Annotated in this window: 18 protein-coding genes; 7 read left to right on the plus strand and 11 right to left on the minus strand. The window is 54.8% G+C overall.

All coding sequences use genetic code 11. The features are described 5' to 3' along the window. The first annotated feature begins 201 nt into the window (after positions 1 to 201). Positions 202 to 1770, plus strand: coding sequence for a lytic transglycosylase F (locus tag ABLV12_RS13510; protein ID WP_064396633.1), 1569 nt, complete (start codon positions 202 to 204; stop codon positions 1768 to 1770). A gap of 86 nt (positions 1771 to 1856) precedes the next feature. On the opposite strand, the gene ssb1 is transcribed toward ABLV12_RS13510, so the two are convergent. Then, positions 1857 to 2384 (minus strand): single-stranded DNA-binding protein SSB1, encoded by a 528-nt coding sequence (ssb1, locus tag ABLV12_RS13515; protein ID WP_004097799.1) that lies wholly within the window; start codon positions 2382 to 2384, stop codon positions 1857 to 1859. A gap of 246 nt (positions 2385 to 2630) precedes the next feature. On the opposite strand from ssb1, the gene uvrA reads away from it, so the two are divergent. From uvrA to ABLV12_RS13530, 3 genes are all read left to right on the plus strand, one after another. Continuing rightward, on the plus strand, positions 2631 to 5456 hold the full coding sequence (gene uvrA / locus ABLV12_RS13520; RefSeq protein ID WP_064396635.1) for an excinuclease ABC subunit UvrA: 2826 nt from the start codon (positions 2631 to 2633) through the stop codon (positions 5454 to 5456). Positions 5457 to 5589: 133 nt separating this feature from the next. Continuing rightward, a complete protein-coding gene (locus ABLV12_RS13525) occupies positions 5590 to 6000 on the plus strand; it encodes a hypothetical protein (RefSeq protein WP_049127707.1) in 411 nt (136 codons plus the stop codon). 2 nt (positions 6001 to 6002) lie between these two features. Beyond that, positions 6003 to 6317: a hypothetical protein gene (locus ABLV12_RS13530; protein WP_023320177.1), complete on the plus strand. Its 315-nt coding sequence runs from the start codon at positions 6003 to 6005 to the stop codon at positions 6315 to 6317. A 2-nt stretch (positions 6318 to 6319) separates the two neighbouring features. Here the strand turns inward: ABLV12_RS13530 and ABLV12_RS13535 are convergent, their stop codons facing one another. The 4 genes from ABLV12_RS13535 to tyrB all read right to left on the minus strand — a co-directional run bounded on the left by ABLV12_RS13535 (position 6320) and on the right by tyrB (position 9338). Next, positions 6320 to 6673 (minus strand): MmcQ/YjbR family DNA-binding protein, encoded by a 354-nt coding sequence (locus tag ABLV12_RS13535; RefSeq protein WP_004097793.1) that lies wholly within the window; start codon positions 6671 to 6673, stop codon positions 6320 to 6322. Between the two features lie 2 nt (positions 6674 to 6675). Then, a complete protein-coding gene (locus ABLV12_RS13540) occupies positions 6676 to 7092 on the minus strand; it encodes a secondary thiamine-phosphate synthase enzyme YjbQ (protein WP_016808431.1) in 417 nt (138 codons plus the stop codon). A gap of 142 nt (positions 7093 to 7234) precedes the next feature. After that, a complete protein-coding gene (aphA, locus tag ABLV12_RS13545; RefSeq protein ID WP_004109510.1) occupies positions 7235 to 7948 on the minus strand; it encodes an acid phosphatase AphA in 714 nt (237 codons plus the stop codon). A 196-nt stretch (positions 7949 to 8144) separates the two neighbouring features. Continuing rightward, on the minus strand, positions 8145 to 9338 hold the full coding sequence (gene tyrB, locus ABLV12_RS13550) for an aromatic amino acid transaminase (protein ID WP_004109518.1): 1194 nt from the start codon (positions 9336 to 9338) through the stop codon (positions 8145 to 8147). Positions 9339 to 9409: 71 nt separating this feature from the next. On the opposite strand from tyrB, the gene ABLV12_RS13555 reads away from it, so the two are divergent. Beyond that, positions 9410 to 10141, plus strand: coding sequence for a hypothetical protein (locus ABLV12_RS13555; RefSeq protein WP_224314153.1), 732 nt, complete (start codon positions 9410 to 9412; stop codon positions 10139 to 10141). A gap of 88 nt (positions 10142 to 10229) precedes the next feature. Here the strand turns inward: ABLV12_RS13555 and alr are convergent, their stop codons facing one another. Further along, on the minus strand, positions 10230 to 11309 hold the full coding sequence (gene alr, locus ABLV12_RS13560) for an alanine racemase (RefSeq protein ID WP_004109522.1): 1080 nt from the start codon (positions 11307 to 11309) through the stop codon (positions 10230 to 10232). A 145-nt stretch (positions 11310 to 11454) separates the two neighbouring features. Further along, entirely contained in the window at positions 11455 to 12870 is a 1416-nt protein-coding gene (gene dnaB, locus ABLV12_RS13565) for a replicative DNA helicase (protein WP_004097788.1), read from the minus strand. A 61-nt stretch (positions 12871 to 12931) separates the two neighbouring features. Between dnaB and ABLV12_RS13570 the strand changes: the two genes are divergently transcribed. Next, positions 12932 to 13915 (plus strand): quinone oxidoreductase, encoded by a 984-nt coding sequence (locus ABLV12_RS13570; RefSeq protein ID WP_016808433.1) that lies wholly within the window; start codon positions 12932 to 12934, stop codon positions 13913 to 13915. Between the two features lie 382 nt (positions 13916 to 14297). Here the strand turns inward: ABLV12_RS13570 and pspG are convergent, their stop codons facing one another. The 3 genes from pspG to ABLV12_RS13585 form a co-directional block, all read right to left on the minus strand. Continuing rightward, positions 14298 to 14540 (minus strand): envelope stress response protein PspG, encoded by a 243-nt coding sequence (pspG, locus tag ABLV12_RS13575; protein WP_064371017.1) that lies wholly within the window; start codon positions 14538 to 14540, stop codon positions 14298 to 14300. A 140-nt stretch (positions 14541 to 14680) separates the two neighbouring features. Further along, positions 14681 to 15679: a tRNA dihydrouridine(20/20a) synthase DusA gene (gene dusA / locus ABLV12_RS13580; RefSeq protein ID WP_016808434.1), complete on the minus strand. Its 999-nt coding sequence runs from the start codon at positions 15677 to 15679 to the stop codon at positions 14681 to 14683. Positions 15680 to 15783: 104 nt separating this feature from the next. Then, a complete protein-coding gene (locus tag ABLV12_RS13585) occupies positions 15784 to 16272 on the minus strand; it encodes a cupin domain-containing protein (protein WP_348867103.1) in 489 nt (162 codons plus the stop codon). A gap of 204 nt (positions 16273 to 16476) precedes the next feature. On the opposite strand from ABLV12_RS13585, the gene zur reads away from it, so the two are divergent. Continuing rightward, complete coding sequence (gene zur, locus ABLV12_RS13590) at positions 16477 to 16992, plus strand: zinc uptake transcriptional repressor Zur (RefSeq protein WP_004097781.1); 516 nt, start codon at positions 16477 to 16479, stop codon at positions 16990 to 16992. 90 nt (positions 16993 to 17082) lie between these two features. Here the strand turns inward: zur and ABLV12_RS13595 are convergent, their stop codons facing one another. After that, positions 17083 to 17292 (minus strand): CsbD family protein, encoded by a 210-nt coding sequence (locus tag ABLV12_RS13595; protein WP_016808435.1) that lies wholly within the window; start codon positions 17290 to 17292, stop codon positions 17083 to 17085. Positions 17293 to 17363: the final 71 nt, after the last annotated feature.

Raw genomic sequence — 17363 nt, forward strand, 5'->3', positions numbered from 1 at the left:
ATTAAAAAAACATAATTCAATCATATTGCCTCCACAATTAATTAGAGATTTATAGTTTTATAATCTCGCCAAAAATACCGAGCATGCTAATTAATAAAATAATTAAAATAACCGGCTAACCGACTCTCAAACTTGTTCGCGGACATGCTAACGGCCAGAAATTGACTAAAATAAGACCATCCCCCTGCGGAGCACCGCGCCATGAACACTTCGTCGTTCTATCGATACCTTGTCGGCTGGCTGGCATGCTTTGCCGCGCTACTGTGCCTCACATCCGGTTACGCGGCTACAGAGAACAAACGATCAGAACCAGCGGAACGCGACGCCCTGGAAGTCAACGTTGACGATATGCTACAGCCATGGAGGGGAGATTTACCGGGTATGCTCGACCGGCGAACCATTCGCGTATTAACCCCCTTCAGCAAAACTTTTTTCTTTATCAATAAAGGCACCCAGCGCGGCGCGACTCACGATATATTTATGGAGTTTGAACGCAGTCTCAATCAAAGCCTGGCGAAAGAGAAAAAGCTCAAGCATCGTCACCTTAAAGTGCGGATCATCTTTGTTCCGGTGGCCCGTGACCAGCTCATCAGCGCGCTTAACGCAGGAAAAGGGGATATTATTGCCGCCAACCTGACGATCACGCCTGAGCGTCAGCAGGAAATGACCTTTACTGCACCGCTCTATTCTCACGTTCAGGAGCTGCTTCTTTCTGGTCCCGGCTCTCCCAAAGTGGACAATCTACAGCAGCTTTCCGGTAAAACGGTCTTCGTCCGCACCTCATCCAGCTATTACGCGAGCCTGGTCGCGCTCAACGCACGCTTTGCGCAGCAATCACTGCCCCCCATCACCATCGAACCGGCGCCCGAAGCGCTGGAAGATGAGGATCTGATAGAGATGCTCAGCGCGGGCCTGATCCCATTGATCGTGGTCGACCGCCACAAGGCCCTGTTCTGGAAACAGGTCTTCCCCAGGATTCAGGTTCATCAGAACATTGTTCTGCGCGACGAAGGTAATATCGGCTGGGCGGTACGTAACAATAGCCCGCAGCTGCTGGCCCTGCTTAATGCGTTCATCAATAAGAATCGCCAGGGCAGCAGGCTGGGTAATACGATACTGCTGCGCTACCTGAAGGATGGCAGCTACGTTAAAAACGCGGCGGGGCAAAAAGAAAGGCGTAAATTTCTGGCCATGGTGGAGATCTTTCGCAAATATGGCGATCGCTACGATGTTGACTGGCTGCTGATGGCCGCTCAGGGGTATCAGGAATCGCGGCTTAATCAGTCGGTGCGTAGCCACGTCGGCGCCATTGGCGTTATGCAGGTCATGCCGAGCACCGGTAAGGAGCTCAACGTCGGCGATATTAAGCAGCTCGACCCCAATATTCATGCGGGGGTGAAATACATGCGCTGGATGATAGATCGCTACTATGGCGATGAACCAATGACCCAGCTTGATAAGGCGCTGTTCTCGTTCGCCTCTTATAACGCGGGCCCCGGGCGCATTGCCCGGCTACGGGCGGATACTAAAAGGCGCGGTTTTGACCCGAACGTGTGGTTTGGCAACGTTGAGTATCTGGCCGCCGAGAAAATCGGCTCCGAGACCGTAAGCTATGTCAGCAATATCTATAAGTACTACATTGCTTATCGGCTGATCGTGGATGAAATGGCGCGTAAGCAGCAGGCGACCGCGGCTTCTAAAAATCAGGTCGCGTCGGCAGTAAATCCGCCTGCCACACCTGCCACACCTGCCACACCTGCCACACCGTGAATTAATGCAGATAAGCTGTGTCAGAAAATAGAAAAAGCCCCAAACAGGGGCTTTTTCAGAGAGGGCTTTACGACGCTAACGCTTCGTTAGAACGGAATATCGTCGTCAAAGTCCATCGGCGGCTCATTGGAAGGCGCTGCCGGAGCCTGCTGCTGCGGACGCGACTGCGCGCCGCCGCTGAACTGGTTTCCGCCCTGCGGCTGCTGAGGCTGTCCCCAACCGCCCTGCTGCTGACCACCGCCTGCCGGGGCGCCCGCGCCCTGCTGACGACCGCCGAGCATTTGCATCGTGCCGCCAACGTTGACTACAACCTCGGTGGTGTATTTTTCCTGACCGGATTGGTCAGTCCATTTACGGGTGCGCAGCTGGCCTTCAATATAGACCTGAGAACCTTTGCGCAGATATTCGCCGGCCACTTCCGCCAGTTTGCCGAACAGCACAACGCGGTGCCATTCAGTCTGCTCTTTCATCTCACCGGTCGCTTTATCACGCCAGGATTCGGAAGTAGCCAGCGTAATGTTGGCAACTGCGCCACCACTCGGCATGTAGCGTACTTCCGGGTCCTGGCCCAGATTACCGACGAGAATCACCTTGTTTACGCCTCTGCTGGCCATGTTTGTGTCTCCTGAATGCGTTTCTTAATAGTGTAAACGCGCGAGTGTACCATTTCCAGGTGCTATGTTGATAGCTGGGAAGTATGTTCCAGAGAACTCTCGCGGTACGACATTTTTGCATACCTCGCCGGGAAATGCATTCCAATACTGTATATTCAAACAGGTTAAATTGTGTCATAATTAGCCGTTTCTGCCGTTTGTCCTTCTAACAAACCAGGCAATCCGCGTATCTACCGGGAAAGGTGAATGGATAAGATCGAAGTTCGGGGCGCCCGCACCCATAATCTCAAAAATATCAACCTCGTCATCCCGCGCGACAAACTCATTGTCGTCACCGGGCTTTCGGGTTCAGGCAAATCCTCACTGGCTTTCGACACGTTGTATGCCGAAGGGCAGCGTCGCTACGTTGAATCGCTCTCCGCCTACGCGCGGCAGTTCCTGTCGCTGATGGAGAAGCCCGACGTCGACCATATTGAAGGGCTGTCGCCGGCGATTTCCATTGAACAGAAATCAACGTCCCACAACCCCCGCTCTACGGTAGGCACCATTACCGAAATTCACGACTATCTGCGCCTGCTGTACGCGCGCGTCGGCGAGCCCCGCTGCCCGGATCACGATGTGCCGCTGGCGGCGCAAACCGTGAGCCAGATGGTGGATAATGTTCTCTCCCAGCCTGAAGGTCAGCGCCTGATGCTGCTGGCGCCGATCATTAAAGAGCGCAAAGGCGAACATAACAAAACGCTGGAAAACCTCGCCGGGCAGGGCTATATCCGCGCGAGGATCGACGGCGAAGTCTGCGATCTCTCCGATCCGCCGAAGCTGGAGCTGCAAAAGAAACATACCATCGAAGTCGTGATCGACCGCTTTAAGGTCCGCGACGATCTCAGCACGCGTCTGGCCGAGTCCTTTGAGACCGCGCTGGAGCTGTCGGGCGGCACAGCCATCGTCGCCAACATGGACGATCCGAAAGCCGAAGAGCTGCTGTTTTCCGCCAACTTCGCCTGCCCGATTTGCGGCTACAGCATGCGCGAACTGGAACCGCGCCTGTTCTCCTTCAACAACCCGGCAGGCGCTTGCCCGACCTGCGACGGCCTCGGCGTCCAGCAGTATTTCGATCCGGAGCGCGTGATTCAAAACCCTGAGCTGTCGCTGGCGGGCGGAGCGATTCGCGGCTGGGATCGGCGCAATTTTTACTACTTCCAGATGCTGAAGTCGCTGGCGGAACATTATGAATTCGACGTTGAAGCGCCCTGGGGCACGCTCAATAGCAGCGTACAAAAGGTCGTGCTGTACGGTTCAGGCAAAGAGAATATTGAATTCAAATATATGAACGATCGCGGCGATACCTCCGTACGCCGCCATCCGTTTGAAGGCGTGCTGCATAATATGGAGCGCCGTTATAAAGAGACGGAATCCAGCGCAGTACGCGAAGAGTTAGCTAAATTCATTAGCAATCGTCCCTGCGCCAGCTGTGAAGGAACACGCCTTAAGCGCGAAGCGCGGCACGTGTTTGTGGAAAATACGCCGCTGCCGACCATCTCAGACATGAGCATCGGCCACGCGATGGACTTCTTCAACAACCTGAAGCTCTCCGGCCAGCGCGCGCAAATTGCCGAAAAAGTACTGAAAGAGATTGGCGATCGTCTGAAATTCCTCGTCAATGTCGGCCTGAACTACCTGACGCTCTCCCGTTCGGCGGAGACCCTCTCCGGCGGCGAAGCGCAGCGTATCCGCCTCGCCAGCCAGATCGGCGCAGGCCTGGTCGGCGTGATGTACGTACTGGATGAGCCCTCTATCGGTCTGCACCAGCGCGATAACGAACGCCTGCTGGGAACCCTTATCCACCTGCGTAATCTCGGCAACACGGTGATTGTCGTTGAGCACGATGAAGACGCTATTCGCGCCGCTGACCACGTTATCGATATCGGCCCTGGCGCCGGCGTGCACGGCGGTCAGGTCGTGGCCGAGGGTAAGCTGGAAGATATCATGGCGGTGCCGGAATCACTGACCGGCCAGTTCATGAGCGGCAAGCGTAAAATTGAGGTGCCGAAACAGCGCGTACCCGCTAATCCAGAGAAAGTGCTGAAGCTGTCCGGCGCGCGCGGTAACAACCTGAAAGACGTAACGCTGACGCTGCCGGTGGGGCTCTTCACCTGTATTACCGGCGTTTCAGGGTCGGGTAAATCCACGCTGATCAATGACACGCTGTTCCCGATTGCCCAGCGCCAGCTCAACGGTGCCACCATTGCGGAACCGGCGCCGTACCGCGATGTACAGGGTCTGGAACATTTCGATAAAGTGATCGACATCGACCAGAGCCCAATCGGTCGTACGCCGCGCTCCAACCCGGCCACCTATACCGGCGTCTTTACTCCGGTCCGTGAACTGTTTGCCGGCGTACCTGAATCACGTTCGCGTGGCTACACGCCGGGCCGCTTCAGCTTTAACGTGCGCGGCGGCCGCTGTGAAGCCTGCCAGGGCGACGGCGTGATCAAAGTCGAGATGCACTTCCTGCCGGATATCTACGTACCGTGCGACCAGTGCAAAGGCAAACGCTATAACCGCGAAACGCTGGAGATTAAGTACAAAGGCAAAACGATTCATGAAGTGCTGGATATGACCATTGAAGAAGCCCGTGAGTTCTTCGATGCGGTTCCGGCGCTGGCGCGTAAGCTGCAAACGCTGATGGACGTCGGGCTAACCTATATTCGCCTTGGCCAGTCGGCGACTACGCTCTCCGGCGGCGAGGCCCAGCGCGTCAAGCTGGCGCGCGAGCTGTCCAAACGCGGTACCGGGCAGACGCTGTATATCCTTGATGAACCGACCACCGGTCTGCACTTTGCCGATATTCAGCAGCTGCTGGAAGTACTACATCAGCTGCGCGATCAGGGTAATACCATCGTGGTGATTGAGCATAACCTGGATGTCATCAAAACGGCTGACTGGATCGTTGACCTTGGGCCGGAAGGCGGAAGCGGCGGCGGAGAGATCCTCGTTTCCGGAACCCCGGAAACGGTCGCCGAATGCGAGGCTTCATATACCGCTCGCTTCCTCAAGCCCATGCTGAAGTAACCTCACCTGCCTCTTCTCGTCCCGGGAAGAGGCATCATTTCCTCTCATTTTTCTCCCGCTGATATTTTGTGATTTGCGGCCGCACGACATCTGTCATCAGATAGCGTCACGGCCATAAATTGCAGGATGCATCATGTCTTTCAAACACGGATTTTATCAATTCACTCTTATCGCGGCGCTATTGGTGACAACCGCCTGCAGCTGGGTAGACGGCTACAGCAATACGGCCCACCAGCAGCTATTGATGCTGGAACAGCGTCATCTGCAGTTCATCAGCGATGCGGCGACAGCGCCGGTCGACCAACGCTTACTAAGACAAGAGGATCGCCAGATTCGTCAGCTATTTAGCCTGGCATTAAACGACGGCGATGCGCTGCGGCAGAATAATCTGCGCGTGCTGGAGAAGAATTATCAGCGGCTTTACACGCATGTTTCCCGCCAGGATGCAGCGCTGACGCCCTTCACGGCCGGAGCTCTGGCGCAACAAACGGAATATCTTTATCAGCAGGCCATCAGCGGCGAACAGCTGCGCTCAGGGAGATAACCATGTCCATCATTAAAGAAGTCAGCGCCCAGGTGACCGGCGCAGGCGTGAATACGGCAGAATGGCTACAGCTTATGGAGGCGATAGTAAATGATGAAGACAGCGGCATTCGCGACGCCGGAATGCTCACGCTTCAGGCATTACAGGAGAAAGCGCGCGGCTGGTTAAGTCAGGACGACCTCATTCTGCTCCTCGAAGGGCAGCGCGATATTGCCAGCATTCGCGCCAGCAATGAACAGATCGCCATGCAGACGCACCTGCACTCCACGCTGCTTCGCCTGTTTGATGTGACCCTGCTGGCGCTGGGGAGGATTTAACGCTATGGCAATAGTTTACGCTTAGCCTCGGAAAGAGAATCAAGCGCCTGCTGGTATGAAGCATCCACCAGGTAGTAAATTTGCGAATCAGGCAGGGAGCCATCCAGAAACACCGTACTCCAGTGTGCTTTATTGAGATGTTTGCTGGGGCGAACGTCGCGATGCTGCTGCCTTAGCAGTTCCGCAAGCTCGGGGCTGGTTTTTAACGATACCGCAGGCCGATTGTCCTCCACCTCTTTTACCATCGCAAACAGGACGTCCGCCGCTTTGATCTGCGTCGCTTTCCAGTCGCTATGTACGCTTTGTTCAGCGCCCGGCTTTGCCATGCAGTACTGCAATAAATCCGAAATTGTCATTTTTATTCCCCCATTAGCGTCGCGATGATATGGCGCGATCCGCCGTGAATACGATGCTCCCCTAGCCAGATACCCTGCCAGGTCCCCAGCCTGACGCGTCCGTCCTGAACGGGCAGCATCAGCGATACGCCCAGCATCGAAGATTTAATGTGCGAGGGCATATCATCAGGACCTTCATAATCGTGTTCATACGGCGCATTATCCGGTACGGCATGCAGAAAATGTTGTTCCATATCGTAGCGGACGGTCGGATCGCAGTTTTCATTTAGCGTCAGGGAAGCAGATGTATGCTGGAGCAGCAAATGCAGCAGGCCAGTTTTAACTCCCGAAAGCTGGGGAATCTGGCTTAAAACCTCATCAGTGACCAGATGAAAGCCCCGTGATTTCGGGCCTAAGGCCAGAGTTTGCTGATGCCACATAAACCGCTCCTTTTACCGATCAACCTTCCTAAGTGTGCAGCAATAAGCGAAAAGGTAAAACCTCCGACGCGCTATTTTGCACAAAAAAACGGCAGCGCGTCGGCTGCCGTTTGAGCTAATGATGTTTACGCCGATGGATGGCTTAATATTCTGAATTCACAATGACCTCTTCGCCCTGAGCGCCCGCCATCGGCAGCGGTTTATAGGAGGAATTCGAGGCTCGCAATATACGGATCCCACGCGCGCCTACCTCTCGGGCGGCGGAGATATCGTTATCCGAATCGCCGTAGAAGACTTTGATCCCTTTCTCCTGTAGCCACTGCGTTTTGGTGTTCTGACCGGGCTTATCGCCAGCAAAAATAACCGGGTTCATATTCGCTGCCGGGATGAGAAAATCATCCTGTAGGGTTTTCGTTACCGTTTCGGTTTTGGTCTGGCTACGTCCGGTCACAAAATAGATGCTATCGCCGCGCTTCACGTGCATCGCAATCAGCTGGCGCGCCACCTCTTTCGGCATGCTGAATTCATCCCAGCCGTTGTTCATTTTTTCCCAGAACTCCGGATTTTTCAGGTAATCATCGCTGCCGGGGGAATAGGTTTTCTGTCCGCGCCAGAAGCCCGGGCTGGAAAACAGGACGGTATCATCAATATCAAACCCGACGGCCATCGGCTGGCGCCCCAACAGGCTATTTTCAATCTGGGCCACGGAAACCCAATGGATCGGCGCCTGTTCGGCGAGTTTCGCCATATTGGTGCCCGTCCACAGCGGCTGCGGTGTGGAAGCGCGAGCAACGACGGAGCTATTTAGCGTGAACAGTAAGCAGACGGCCCCAAAGGCCAGGGTGATCTTGCGCATATTTTTCCCTAAATAATCGAATCGTTATAATTTTCAATAATGTGTACGCTTATTAATGCATCAAGACCTTACCCCCCGCTGACGCGGATAGGAAGATTTTTCTGCTCTGATGTCATATAAAAAGAGAATGATCACACTTCAGGTAGGGAATTACCCGCGTCATGATTTGACGCGGGCAAAAAAGGACAGGAAAAACTTATATTACAGCAGCAAATGCCTGCGCGACGCGCCGCACGTTGCCTGAATTCAGCCCGGCTACGCACATACGGCCGCTGGCGATCAGGTAGACACCGAACTCATCGCGCAGGCGGTCAACCTGGGCTGGGCTGAAACCGGTATAGCTAAACATCCCGCGCTGCTTAAGCAGGTAATCAAAATCACCGCCCGGCACCGTCTCTTTCAGCACATTCACCAGCTCGTGACGCATGGCCAGAATACGGGTACGCATCTCTTCCACTTCCGCCAGCCATGAGGCTTTCAGCTCGCTGTCGCCCAGTACCGCCGCCACGACCTGCGCGCCAAAGTTCGGCGGGCTGGAGTAGTTGCGCCGTACGGTCGCTTTCAATTGCCCCAGTACACGACCCGCGGTTTCTGCATCTTCACAGACGATCGACAGTCCGCCCACGCGTTCACCATACAGGGAGAAGATTTTCGAGAAGGAGTTGCTCACCAGCAGCGGGATCCCGGCGCGCGCAATGGCGCGGATAGCGTAGGCATCCTCTTCCATGCCGGCGCCAAAGCCCTGATAGGCAATATCGAGGAAAGGAATTAAATGACGCGCTTTCAGCACCTCAACGACGTCGTCCCACTGCGCATTGCTGAGATCGGCTCCCGTTGGGTTATGGCAGCACGGATGCAGTAGCACGATATCGCGCTCCGGTAGCGATTTGAGTTTTTCCAGGAACGCCTCAAAACGCACGCCATTGGTTTTATCATCAAACCATGGGTAAGTACTTACTTCGAATCCAGCCCCTTCGAATATCGCGATATGGTTTTCCCACGTCGGATCGCTAACCCACACCTGCGAGCCCGAGAAGTAGCGTTTTAGGAAATCAGCGCCGACTTTCAGGGCGCCGGAGCCGCCCAACGTCTGAATGGAGGCCACGCGATGTTGCGCCAGTACCGGATGATCGGCACCGAACAACAGCGGCGCGATAGCGTGACGGTAGGCGTTCAGTCCTTCCATAGGTAAATAGATTGAGGCGCCGTGCGGCTGAGCATTAAGGCGCGCCTCCGCTTCGGCAACAGCCTGCAGCTGCGGAATAATGCCGTCTTCGTTGTAATAAAGACCGATGCTGAGGTTTACTTTGTCACTACGTGGATCGTCTTTAAAACGCTCCATCAGGGAGAGAATGGGATCGCCAGCGTAGGCGTCAACTTTCTGAAACACGTGATGTTTCTCCAGGTTTACATGAGGCAAGTCATAACACAATAAACTGGATGCGAAAGAAGGTCGAGGGGATGTTGACCTTCTTTATTCCCTATAGCATAAAGCCTCATAAACTGGAGCAGCACGACGTAAAAAAGGATAATGAATTTATGGATAGCCCCCCGATTGCGGACGTTGATTTTACAATGCTCTGGAAGGAAAGCGGTTATACGATAAAAAATTACGTTAAACCCGCCTCTGATAATCGATTTATAACGCCGCAGACAAGGACAAACGCCATGACTCCCGAGATATTACTCTTGCGTGGGAAAATCAATCAACTTTCTGAAATTACTGAATATATTGAGTTAGAACTCACAGATAACCCTCAATGGGAAGCGCCGTCTGATACCAGCTATTTAAATGAAAAAGATTGGGCTGACCCCGATATTGTTGACAACGTCAGGGCGATGCAGGCCACCAATAAACTTATCAGTTGGTTTGGTGAGGATAATGAGGGGTACGTGGGACTATGGCGTGGTCCGGATAATATTCCTCTGGAGCAGGCACAGGTGGTACGTCTGGATTCAGAAGGGCAATATGAACTGGTAGCAGACACCATCGCAAACTATCTGGCAATCAGTTGTGACGAAGACGAATTCCCACATATCCGCCAGTTACTCACAACCACCGGGTTTAGCGTGGCGAATTCAATCGATGAGATTTGGCAACGCATTGATGACTCAATTGTTCAACCTAATGATTATCGTAACCGGCTTTATAACGACGCACGAATCCTACGCGGAGAAGACCCAATAGAATGAAGTGGCAGCCAGCAATTCTACGAAATAAGTCAGGATGGGCTGGTGGACCATGCCCCGGCAACGCTGCCAGGGCAAACGAGAAAGAACGTTAATCCACGTACTTCATCGACACCCGTGAAGTCAGGCGCGTAATAAGTTCGTAAGCACTTACTTTTGTGATTTCGGCAATACGTTCGACGGGTAAACCTTCGCCCCACAGCACGACCGCATCGCCAGCCTTATCCTGCGCTTCAGGCCCAAGATCGACGCAAATCATATCCATCGCCACGCGTCCGACAATCGGCACCTCACGCCCGTTAACCAGCACCGGCGTTCCGGACGGCGCGGCGCGCGGATAGCCATCGCCATAGCCCATCGCCACAACGCCTAAACGCGTATCGCGCTCGCTGATCCAGGTTCCGCCGTAGCCCACCGGCTCGCCGGCTTTATGCTCGCGGACCGCAATCAGGCTGGAGGTCAGGGACATCACCGGCTGGCAGCCAAAATCCGCGCCGGTGGATCCACCGTCGAGCGGCGACACGCCGTAGAGAATGATCCCCGGACGCGCCCAGTCGAAGTGCGACTGCGGCCACAGCAATATACCGCCGGATGCGGCGATAGAACGCAGCCCCGGTTTCCCTTCCGCGAAGGTGGTAAAGATATCCAGCTGACGTTCGGTCGCGCCGCACTCTGGCTCATCCGCACGGGCAAAATGGCTGACGATATTTACCGGCTGACGGACGTTTTTACACTGGCTCAGGCGCTGATAGAAGGCTTCGGCCTGTTCGGGCAGAACGCCTAATCGGTGCATTCCGGTATCCAGCTTCATCCATACGGTGATCGGTTCGGGTAAGTCGGCATCTTCCAGCGCCGCCAGCTGTTCCGGGCTGTGTACCGCAGTATGCAGACGCTGGGCGGAAATAATCGCCAGGTCAGCGGCTTCAAAGAACCCCTCCAGCAGCAGAATCGGCTGGGCGATACCGCCCGCGCGCAGGCGCAGGGCTTCTTCAAGACGGGCAACGCCAAAAGCATCGGCGTCCGGGAGCGTTCGCGCGGTCTCAAGAAGACCGTGTCCGTAGGCGTTCGCTTTCACCACCGCAACCAGTTTGCTGGCAGGCGCCAGTTCCCGTAATCGTTGCAGGTTGTGTCGCAGAGCGCGGCGGTTAATGACTACAGTTGCCGCTTGCATTTGAATTCCTTAATAAAAGCATCTCCTAAATCCTTCGTGTTGCAGGAAGGCGACAAGCCTGAGAATCCCCGGGAGCTTAGTAAACTAAGTGACCGGGGTGAACAGGCGTAGTCAACGCATCTGCGGCATGAAGGATGACGGAGATTTATTCGTCGTCGTATTGTGGCCCAGCATAATTATCAAAACGCGACCACTGACCGTTAAACGTCAGGCGCACCGTCCCGATAGGACCGTTACGCTGTTTACCAATAATAATTTCGGCGATGCCTTTTAAGTCACTGTTTTCGTGGTAAACCTCATCACGGTAGATAAACATGATTAAGTCGGCATCCTGCTCAATGGAGCCAGATTCACGCAGGTCGGAGTTCACCGGGCGCTTATCCGCACGCTGTTCCAGGGAGCGGTTAAGCTGCGACAGCGCCACCACCGGCACCTGCAGCTCCTTCGCCAGCGCCTTGAGCGAGCGGGAAATTTCGGCGATTTCCAGCGTACGGTTATCGGAGAGCGACGGCACGCGCATCAGCTGCAGGTAGTCGATCATAATCAGGCCGATGCCGCCGTGCTCGCGGGCGATACGCCGCGCGCGTGAACGCACTTCCGTCGGCGTCAGGCCGGAGGAGTCATCAATATAGATGTTGCGTTTTTCCAGCAGAATCCCCATGGTGCCGGAAATGCGCGCCCAGTCTTCATCATCCAGCTGACCGGTTCGAATACGGGTCTGGTCAACGCGCGACAGCGAGGCCAGAGAACGCATCATAATCTGCTCCGAGGGCATCTCCAGACTGAAGATAAGCACCGGTTTATCCTGCAACATCGCCGCGTTTTCCACGAGGTTCATCGCAAACGTCGTTTTACCCATCGATGGACGCGCGGCAACAATAATCAGATCCGACGGCTGAAGACCGGCGGTCTTTTTATTGAGATCGTCATAGCCGGTATTGACCCCGGTGACGCCGTCATGCGGCTGCTGGAAGAGCTGCTCAATTCGCGCCACGGTGGCGTCGAGCACGTCGGCGATATTTTTCGGCCCTTCATCTTTATTCGCGCGGCTTTCGGCGATTTTAAAGACCCGGGATTCGGCGAGGTCGAGCAGATCTTCGCTGGTGCGGCCCTGGGGATCGAAACCGGCTTCGGCGATTTCATTGGCCACCGAGATCATTTCGCGTACCACCGCGCGCTCGCGGACGATATCGGCATAAGCGCTGATGTTCGCCGCACTTGGCGTATTTTTCGATAATTCCGCCAGGTAGGCGAATCCGCCGACGCTGTCCAGCTGCCCTTGACGCTCCAGCGATTCGGCGAGCGTAATCAGGTCGATCGGACTGCCCGACTCCTGCAGGCGCGCCATTTCGGTGAAAATATGGCGATGCGGACGAGTATAGAAATCTTCCGAAACAACGCGCTCGGCAACGTCGTCCCAGCGTTCGTTATCCAGCATTAAACCGCCCAACACCGACTGTTCCGCTTCAATCGAGTGCGGCGGGACCTTTAACCCATCGAGCTGATAATCTCGCTCGCGGGGTTCAGTCTGTGGTTTGTTGAAGGGTTTATTTCCTGCCATAGTGAATGGAGTTACCGAGATAGTGAATGGGTCGAAAGATTACCACATTTCTGGAGGAAGCATGGCAACACGAATTGAATTTCACCAGCACGGAGGGCCTGATGTTCTGCAAGCGGTGGAGTTCACGCCGAAAGATCCCGCAGAGCACGAAATTCAGGTAGAGAACAAGGCCATCGGCATCAACTACATTGATACCTATATCCGCAGCGGCCTCTATCCACCGCCGTCATTGCCGAGCAGCCTCGGCACCGAAGCCGCTGGCGTCGTGAGCAAAGTCGGTAACGGCGTGAAGCATATTAAAGCCGGCGACCGGGTGGTCTACGCGCAATCGGCGCTGGGGGCCTATAGCTCCGTGCATAACGTACCTGCCGATAAGGCCGCTATTTTACCGGACGCCATCTCTTTCGAGCAGGCGGCAGCGTCGTTCCTGAAAGGGCTCACGGTTTATTACCTGCTGCGTAAAACCTATGAGATCAAAGCAGGCGAGCCGTTCCTGTTCCACGCGGCGGCCGGCGGCGTCGGGCTCATCGCCTGTCAGTGGGCCAAAGCGCTGGGCGCTAAGCTGATCGGTACCGTCGGCAGCGCGCAAAAAGCCGAACGCGCTAAACAGGCCGGCGCCTGGCAGATCATTAACTATCGCGAAGAGAATATCGTCGAACGCCTGAAAGCGATCACCGACGGTAAGAAAGTTCAGGTGGTTTATGATTCCGTCGGTAAAGATACCTGGGAAGCGTCTCTTGATTGCCTGCAGCGCCGGGGGCTGATGGTGAGCTTCGGCAACTCTTCGGGCCCGGTGACCGGCGTGAATCTCGGCATTCTCAACCAGAAAGGTTCGCTGTACGTTACCCGCCCGTCGCTGCAGGGCTATATCACTACGCGCGAAGAGCTGACGGAGGCCAGCAACGAGCTGTTCTCGCTGATCGCCAGCGGGGTGATAAAAGTGGATGTTGCGGAGAGTCAGAAATATGCATTGAGCGATGCCCGCCGCGCGCATGAGGTGCTGGAAAGCCGGGCGACGCAGGGCTCGAGTTTGCTGTTGCCATAGTTATGGCTTTTCCCTAAATGAGCCGGGCGACAGGAAGAGGGTAAGTGAATGAATCCCCAGGAGCTGACAACAGTAAGTGACTGGGGTGAATGACAAATCTGTCAGAAACAGATTTGAACGCCGCAAAGCGACGGTCCGTAAGGGCGAGTCTCATGGATGAGACGAGTCACTCAGCAACCAACGCCCCTGCAGCCTGAAGTATGACGGGAGAAGAAGAAAAGTTTAGGGCTTCCCCCTGGGAAGCCCTTACTTTTTTTGTTCGGCTGTATGTAGGGTACAGCTCGATGAATTCGTTAACGCGCTAATAGTGACAGATTTAATAAGCAAAGCCTACGCTGTTTTATGCAAAAAATCTTCAGGTTGTGACATACCGCTCAATACCTTAGTAACGCCAGCGGTTATTACCGCGATAACGGTTCCCGGTTGGCGATTTTATCGCCCGAATCACCCACACCGCGACTACGGCCAGTAGCAGCCAGGGCAGCAGCTTAATCATTAACGCAAACAAACCACCGACAAACATCAGCGCGGTCGCGACCACAATCGCGGCAATAATTCCCAGCAGTGAAACGCCGGTGACCAACAGCATGACAAAAAAGCCAATAACAAATAAGAGTTCCAGCATCGTCTTTCCCCTAAAGAAATGTAATCTACCTTGCTGGATATTACAAAAATCATGCCAAATATAAGTTATTGAATAAAAACAAAAACGCCCGACATGTCAGGTGCCAGGCGTGGTGAATTTGACCAGATTTTAGCGAAAAACTAACGCTTGTCGGCAACCAGTTTCAGCGCCTGTTCCAGTACGTTGATGTCCGCCCCGGCTTTATGCGCATTTTCGCTCAGATAGCGACGCCACTGGCGCGCGCCGGGAATGCCCTGGAAGAGCCCCAGCATATGACGCGTCACGTGCCCCAGGTAGGTTCCGTTACTCAGTTCGCGTTCGATATAGGGATACATCGCCCGGACCACGGAAACCGGGTCAGCATCGACGCCTTCCACGCCGAAAATCTCCCGATCCACCGAGGCCAGAATACCCGGATTCTGATAGGCCTCACGGCCTACCATCACGCCGTCCATATGCTCAAGATGCTCCTTTGCCTCTTCCAGCGACTTAATACCGCCGTTGATCGCCATGGTCAGATGCGGGAAATCGCGCTTAAGCTGGTAAACGCGTGGATAGTCCAGCGGCGGGATCTCGCGGTTCTCTTTGGGGCTCAGGCCTGAAAGCCAGGCTTTACGCGCGTGGATGATAAACATCTCGCATTCGCCCTTCCCGGATACCGTTTCGATAAAATCGCACAGAAACTCATAGCTGTCCTGGTCGTCAATGCCGATACGGGTTTTTACCGTAACCGGGATCGACACGACGTCGCGCATCGCTTTAATACAGTCAGCCACCAGCTGCGCGTTCCCCATCAAGCAGGCGCCAAACATACCGTTCTGTACGCGATCGGACGGGCAGCCGACATTGAGGTTAATTTCATCATAGCCGCGCGCCTGCGCCAGCTTTGCGCAGTGCGCCAACGCAGCCGGATCGCTGCCGCCGAGCTGCAGGGCGACCGGATGCTCTTCCTCGCTGTAGGCCAGATAGTCGCCCTTACCGTGAATAATCGCACCGGTGGTCACCATTTCGGTATACAGCAGCGTGTGGCGCGACAGCTGACGCAGAAAATAACGGCAGTGTCTGTCGGTCCAGTCGAGCATGGGCGCGATGGAAAAACGGTGGGCAGCAAAAGCAGTAGGCGTTGATTCTGACATCATGGCGAATAAATAAGCATCCGGGTAAAAAGGGGCGCTACTATAGCACAAAGATAAACCACTGGCGCATAGCGTCGGCGCGCCCCCTTTCCATCCCGCAATAAACGCTATTTTTTCCGCGGCTTGCCGTCGTGAGGGCCGAAAAACTGCGGCGGATGGTCAACCCAGCGATCCTGACGCGTAGCGGCATAGCCGGGGTTAAGCGGATAGTAGATACGATTAAATTTCTTGTTTGCCTCACCCACGACTAACAGGCGGACCTCCTGTTCGGTGTTATTGAGGAACGTGTGGCAAATACCGGTTCCGGCAGGAAAACCGACGCTATCCCCCGGCTCCAGCTTCCACAGGTAGCCGTTAATCCACACTTCCGGATAGCCTTCCAGCACGTAGATAAACTCTTCTTCGTCGCTTTCCGCATGTGGATAAGAAGTGCGGCGCCCGGGCGGCAGGCGCTCATGGTGGATCCCCAGGCGATTGAGCCGCAGACCGCGCGCCAGCGGCGCACCGATGGAGAAAAGCTCGGTACTGTCAGGGTAGGTGGAATCATCCGCCCCTTCCAGTTCACGCCAGTGTTGAATGCAATCAGGTCGTTTCATCGTTTTCTCCCGAAAATGAGATGCATCAGGTATAGCATAAGGGGGCAAGCCAGAGCGACCCCAGGAGCGTGACGGCTGGGACGAATTGACGCTGCCGAAGCGTATGTGACGCGAAGTGTGACGGGTATAGTCCGCCGGGTCTCGGCGTTTCATCGGTATCGTGATAAAGTAACAGTTTGAGATTCACGCAACCAGAGGACGCTCATGGATAAGACCACTTCGCAACAAATGTTAGCGCATGCTGAAAAGCTCTGCGCGCAGCGTGGCGTGCGCCTGACCCCGCAGCGCCTCGAAGTATTGCGTTTGATGAGCCTGCAGCAAGGGGCAATCAGCGCCTACGACCTGCTCGATCTCCTTCGTGAAAAAGAGCCCCAGGCTAAACCGCCGACCGTCTATCGGGCGCTGGAGTTTTTACTGGAGCAGGGGTTCGTGCATAAAGTGGAATCGACCAATAGCTACGTGCTCTGCCACCTTTTCGATCAGCCAACCCACAGCTCAGCGATGTTTATTTGCGACCGCTGCGGCGGCGTGAAAGAAGAGTGCGCGGAAGGCGTCGAAGATATAATGCATACGCTGGCGGCAAGAATGGGATTCGCGCTGCGCCACAACGTCATTGAAGCTCACGGCCTCTGCGCTGCCTGCGTCGAGGTCGAATCCTGCAGTACGCCGGGCCACTGCCATCACGACCATACCATCCAGATTAAAAAGAAAGCCCGCTGAGGCGTTAGCCGCAGCGGGAATCAAGGGTAGCAGTACCTCCATGTACCGATCGTGCAGGCAATAACAGTGGGTTAAAACACGACGTTTTCGCTACCAGCGGTAGTCGTTTTTGGTTTCCCAATCGGTCACTTCTTTGTCTGCCTGGTCTTTTTCATATCCATAACGTTCCTGGATTTTACCGACCAGCTGGTCACGCTTACCCTCAATGACGGTCATGTCATCATCAGTCAGCTTGCCCCATTTCTCTTTCGCTTTACCTTTGAACTGTTTCCAGTTACCGCCGATTTCGTCTTTATTCATCATGCATTCCTCATCGTTCGGTTATCGTTCGGTGAATGAACAGCCCGCTGTGTTTCGGACATGACTTAACT

It is taken from the genome of Klebsiella sp. CN_Kp100 (assembly GCF_040065315.1).
Classification (GTDB): domain Bacteria; phylum Pseudomonadota; class Gammaproteobacteria; order Enterobacterales; family Enterobacteriaceae; genus Klebsiella; species Klebsiella oxytoca.

Coding starts and splice junctions, on each gene's coding strand:
- ABLV12_RS13510 (WP_064396633.1), top strand. CDS start 202: ATGAACACTTCGTCGTTCTATCGATACCTTGTCGGCTGGCTGGCATGC.
- ssb1 (WP_004097799.1), bottom strand. CDS start 2,384: ATGGCCAGCAGAGGCGTAAACAAGGTGATTCTCGTCGGTAATCTGGGC.
- uvrA (WP_064396635.1), top strand. CDS start 2,631: ATGGATAAGATCGAAGTTCGGGGCGCCCGCACCCATAATCTCAAAAAT.
- ABLV12_RS13525 (WP_049127707.1), top strand. CDS start 5,590: ATGTCTTTCAAACACGGATTTTATCAATTCACTCTTATCGCGGCGCTA.
- ABLV12_RS13530 (WP_023320177.1), top strand. CDS start 6,003: ATGTCCATCATTAAAGAAGTCAGCGCCCAGGTGACCGGCGCAGGCGTG.
- ABLV12_RS13535 (WP_004097793.1), bottom strand. CDS start 6,673: ATGACAATTTCGGATTTATTGCAGTACTGCATGGCAAAGCCGGGCGCT.
- ABLV12_RS13540 (WP_016808431.1), bottom strand. CDS start 7,092: ATGTGGCATCAGCAAACTCTGGCCTTAGGCCCGAAATCACGGGGCTTT.
- aphA (WP_004109510.1), bottom strand. CDS start 7,948: ATGCGCAAGATCACCCTGGCCTTTGGGGCCGTCTGCTTACTGTTCACG.
- ABLV12_RS13555 (WP_224314153.1), top strand. CDS start 9,410: ATGTTGACCTTCTTTATTCCCTATAGCATAAAGCCTCATAAACTGGAG.
- alr (WP_004109522.1), bottom strand. CDS start 11,309: ATGCAAGCGGCAACTGTAGTCATTAACCGCCGCGCTCTGCGACACAAC.
- dnaB (WP_004097788.1), bottom strand. CDS start 12,870: ATGGCAGGAAATAAACCCTTCAACAAACCACAGACTGAACCCCGCGAG.
- ABLV12_RS13570 (WP_016808433.1), top strand. CDS start 12,932: ATGGCAACACGAATTGAATTTCACCAGCACGGAGGGCCTGATGTTCTG.
- pspG (WP_064371017.1), bottom strand. CDS start 14,540: ATGCTGGAACTCTTATTTGTTATTGGCTTTTTTGTCATGCTGTTGGTC.
- dusA (WP_016808434.1), bottom strand. CDS start 15,679: ATGATGTCAGAATCAACGCCTACTGCTTTTGCTGCCCACCGTTTTTCC.
- ABLV12_RS13585 (WP_348867103.1), bottom strand. CDS start 16,272: ATGAAACGACCTGATTGCATTCAACACTGGCGTGAACTGGAAGGGGCG.
- zur (WP_004097781.1), top strand. CDS start 16,477: ATGGATAAGACCACTTCGCAACAAATGTTAGCGCATGCTGAAAAGCTC.
- ABLV12_RS13595 (WP_016808435.1), bottom strand. CDS start 17,292: ATGAATAAAGACGAAATCGGCGGTAACTGGAAACAGTTCAAAGGTAAA.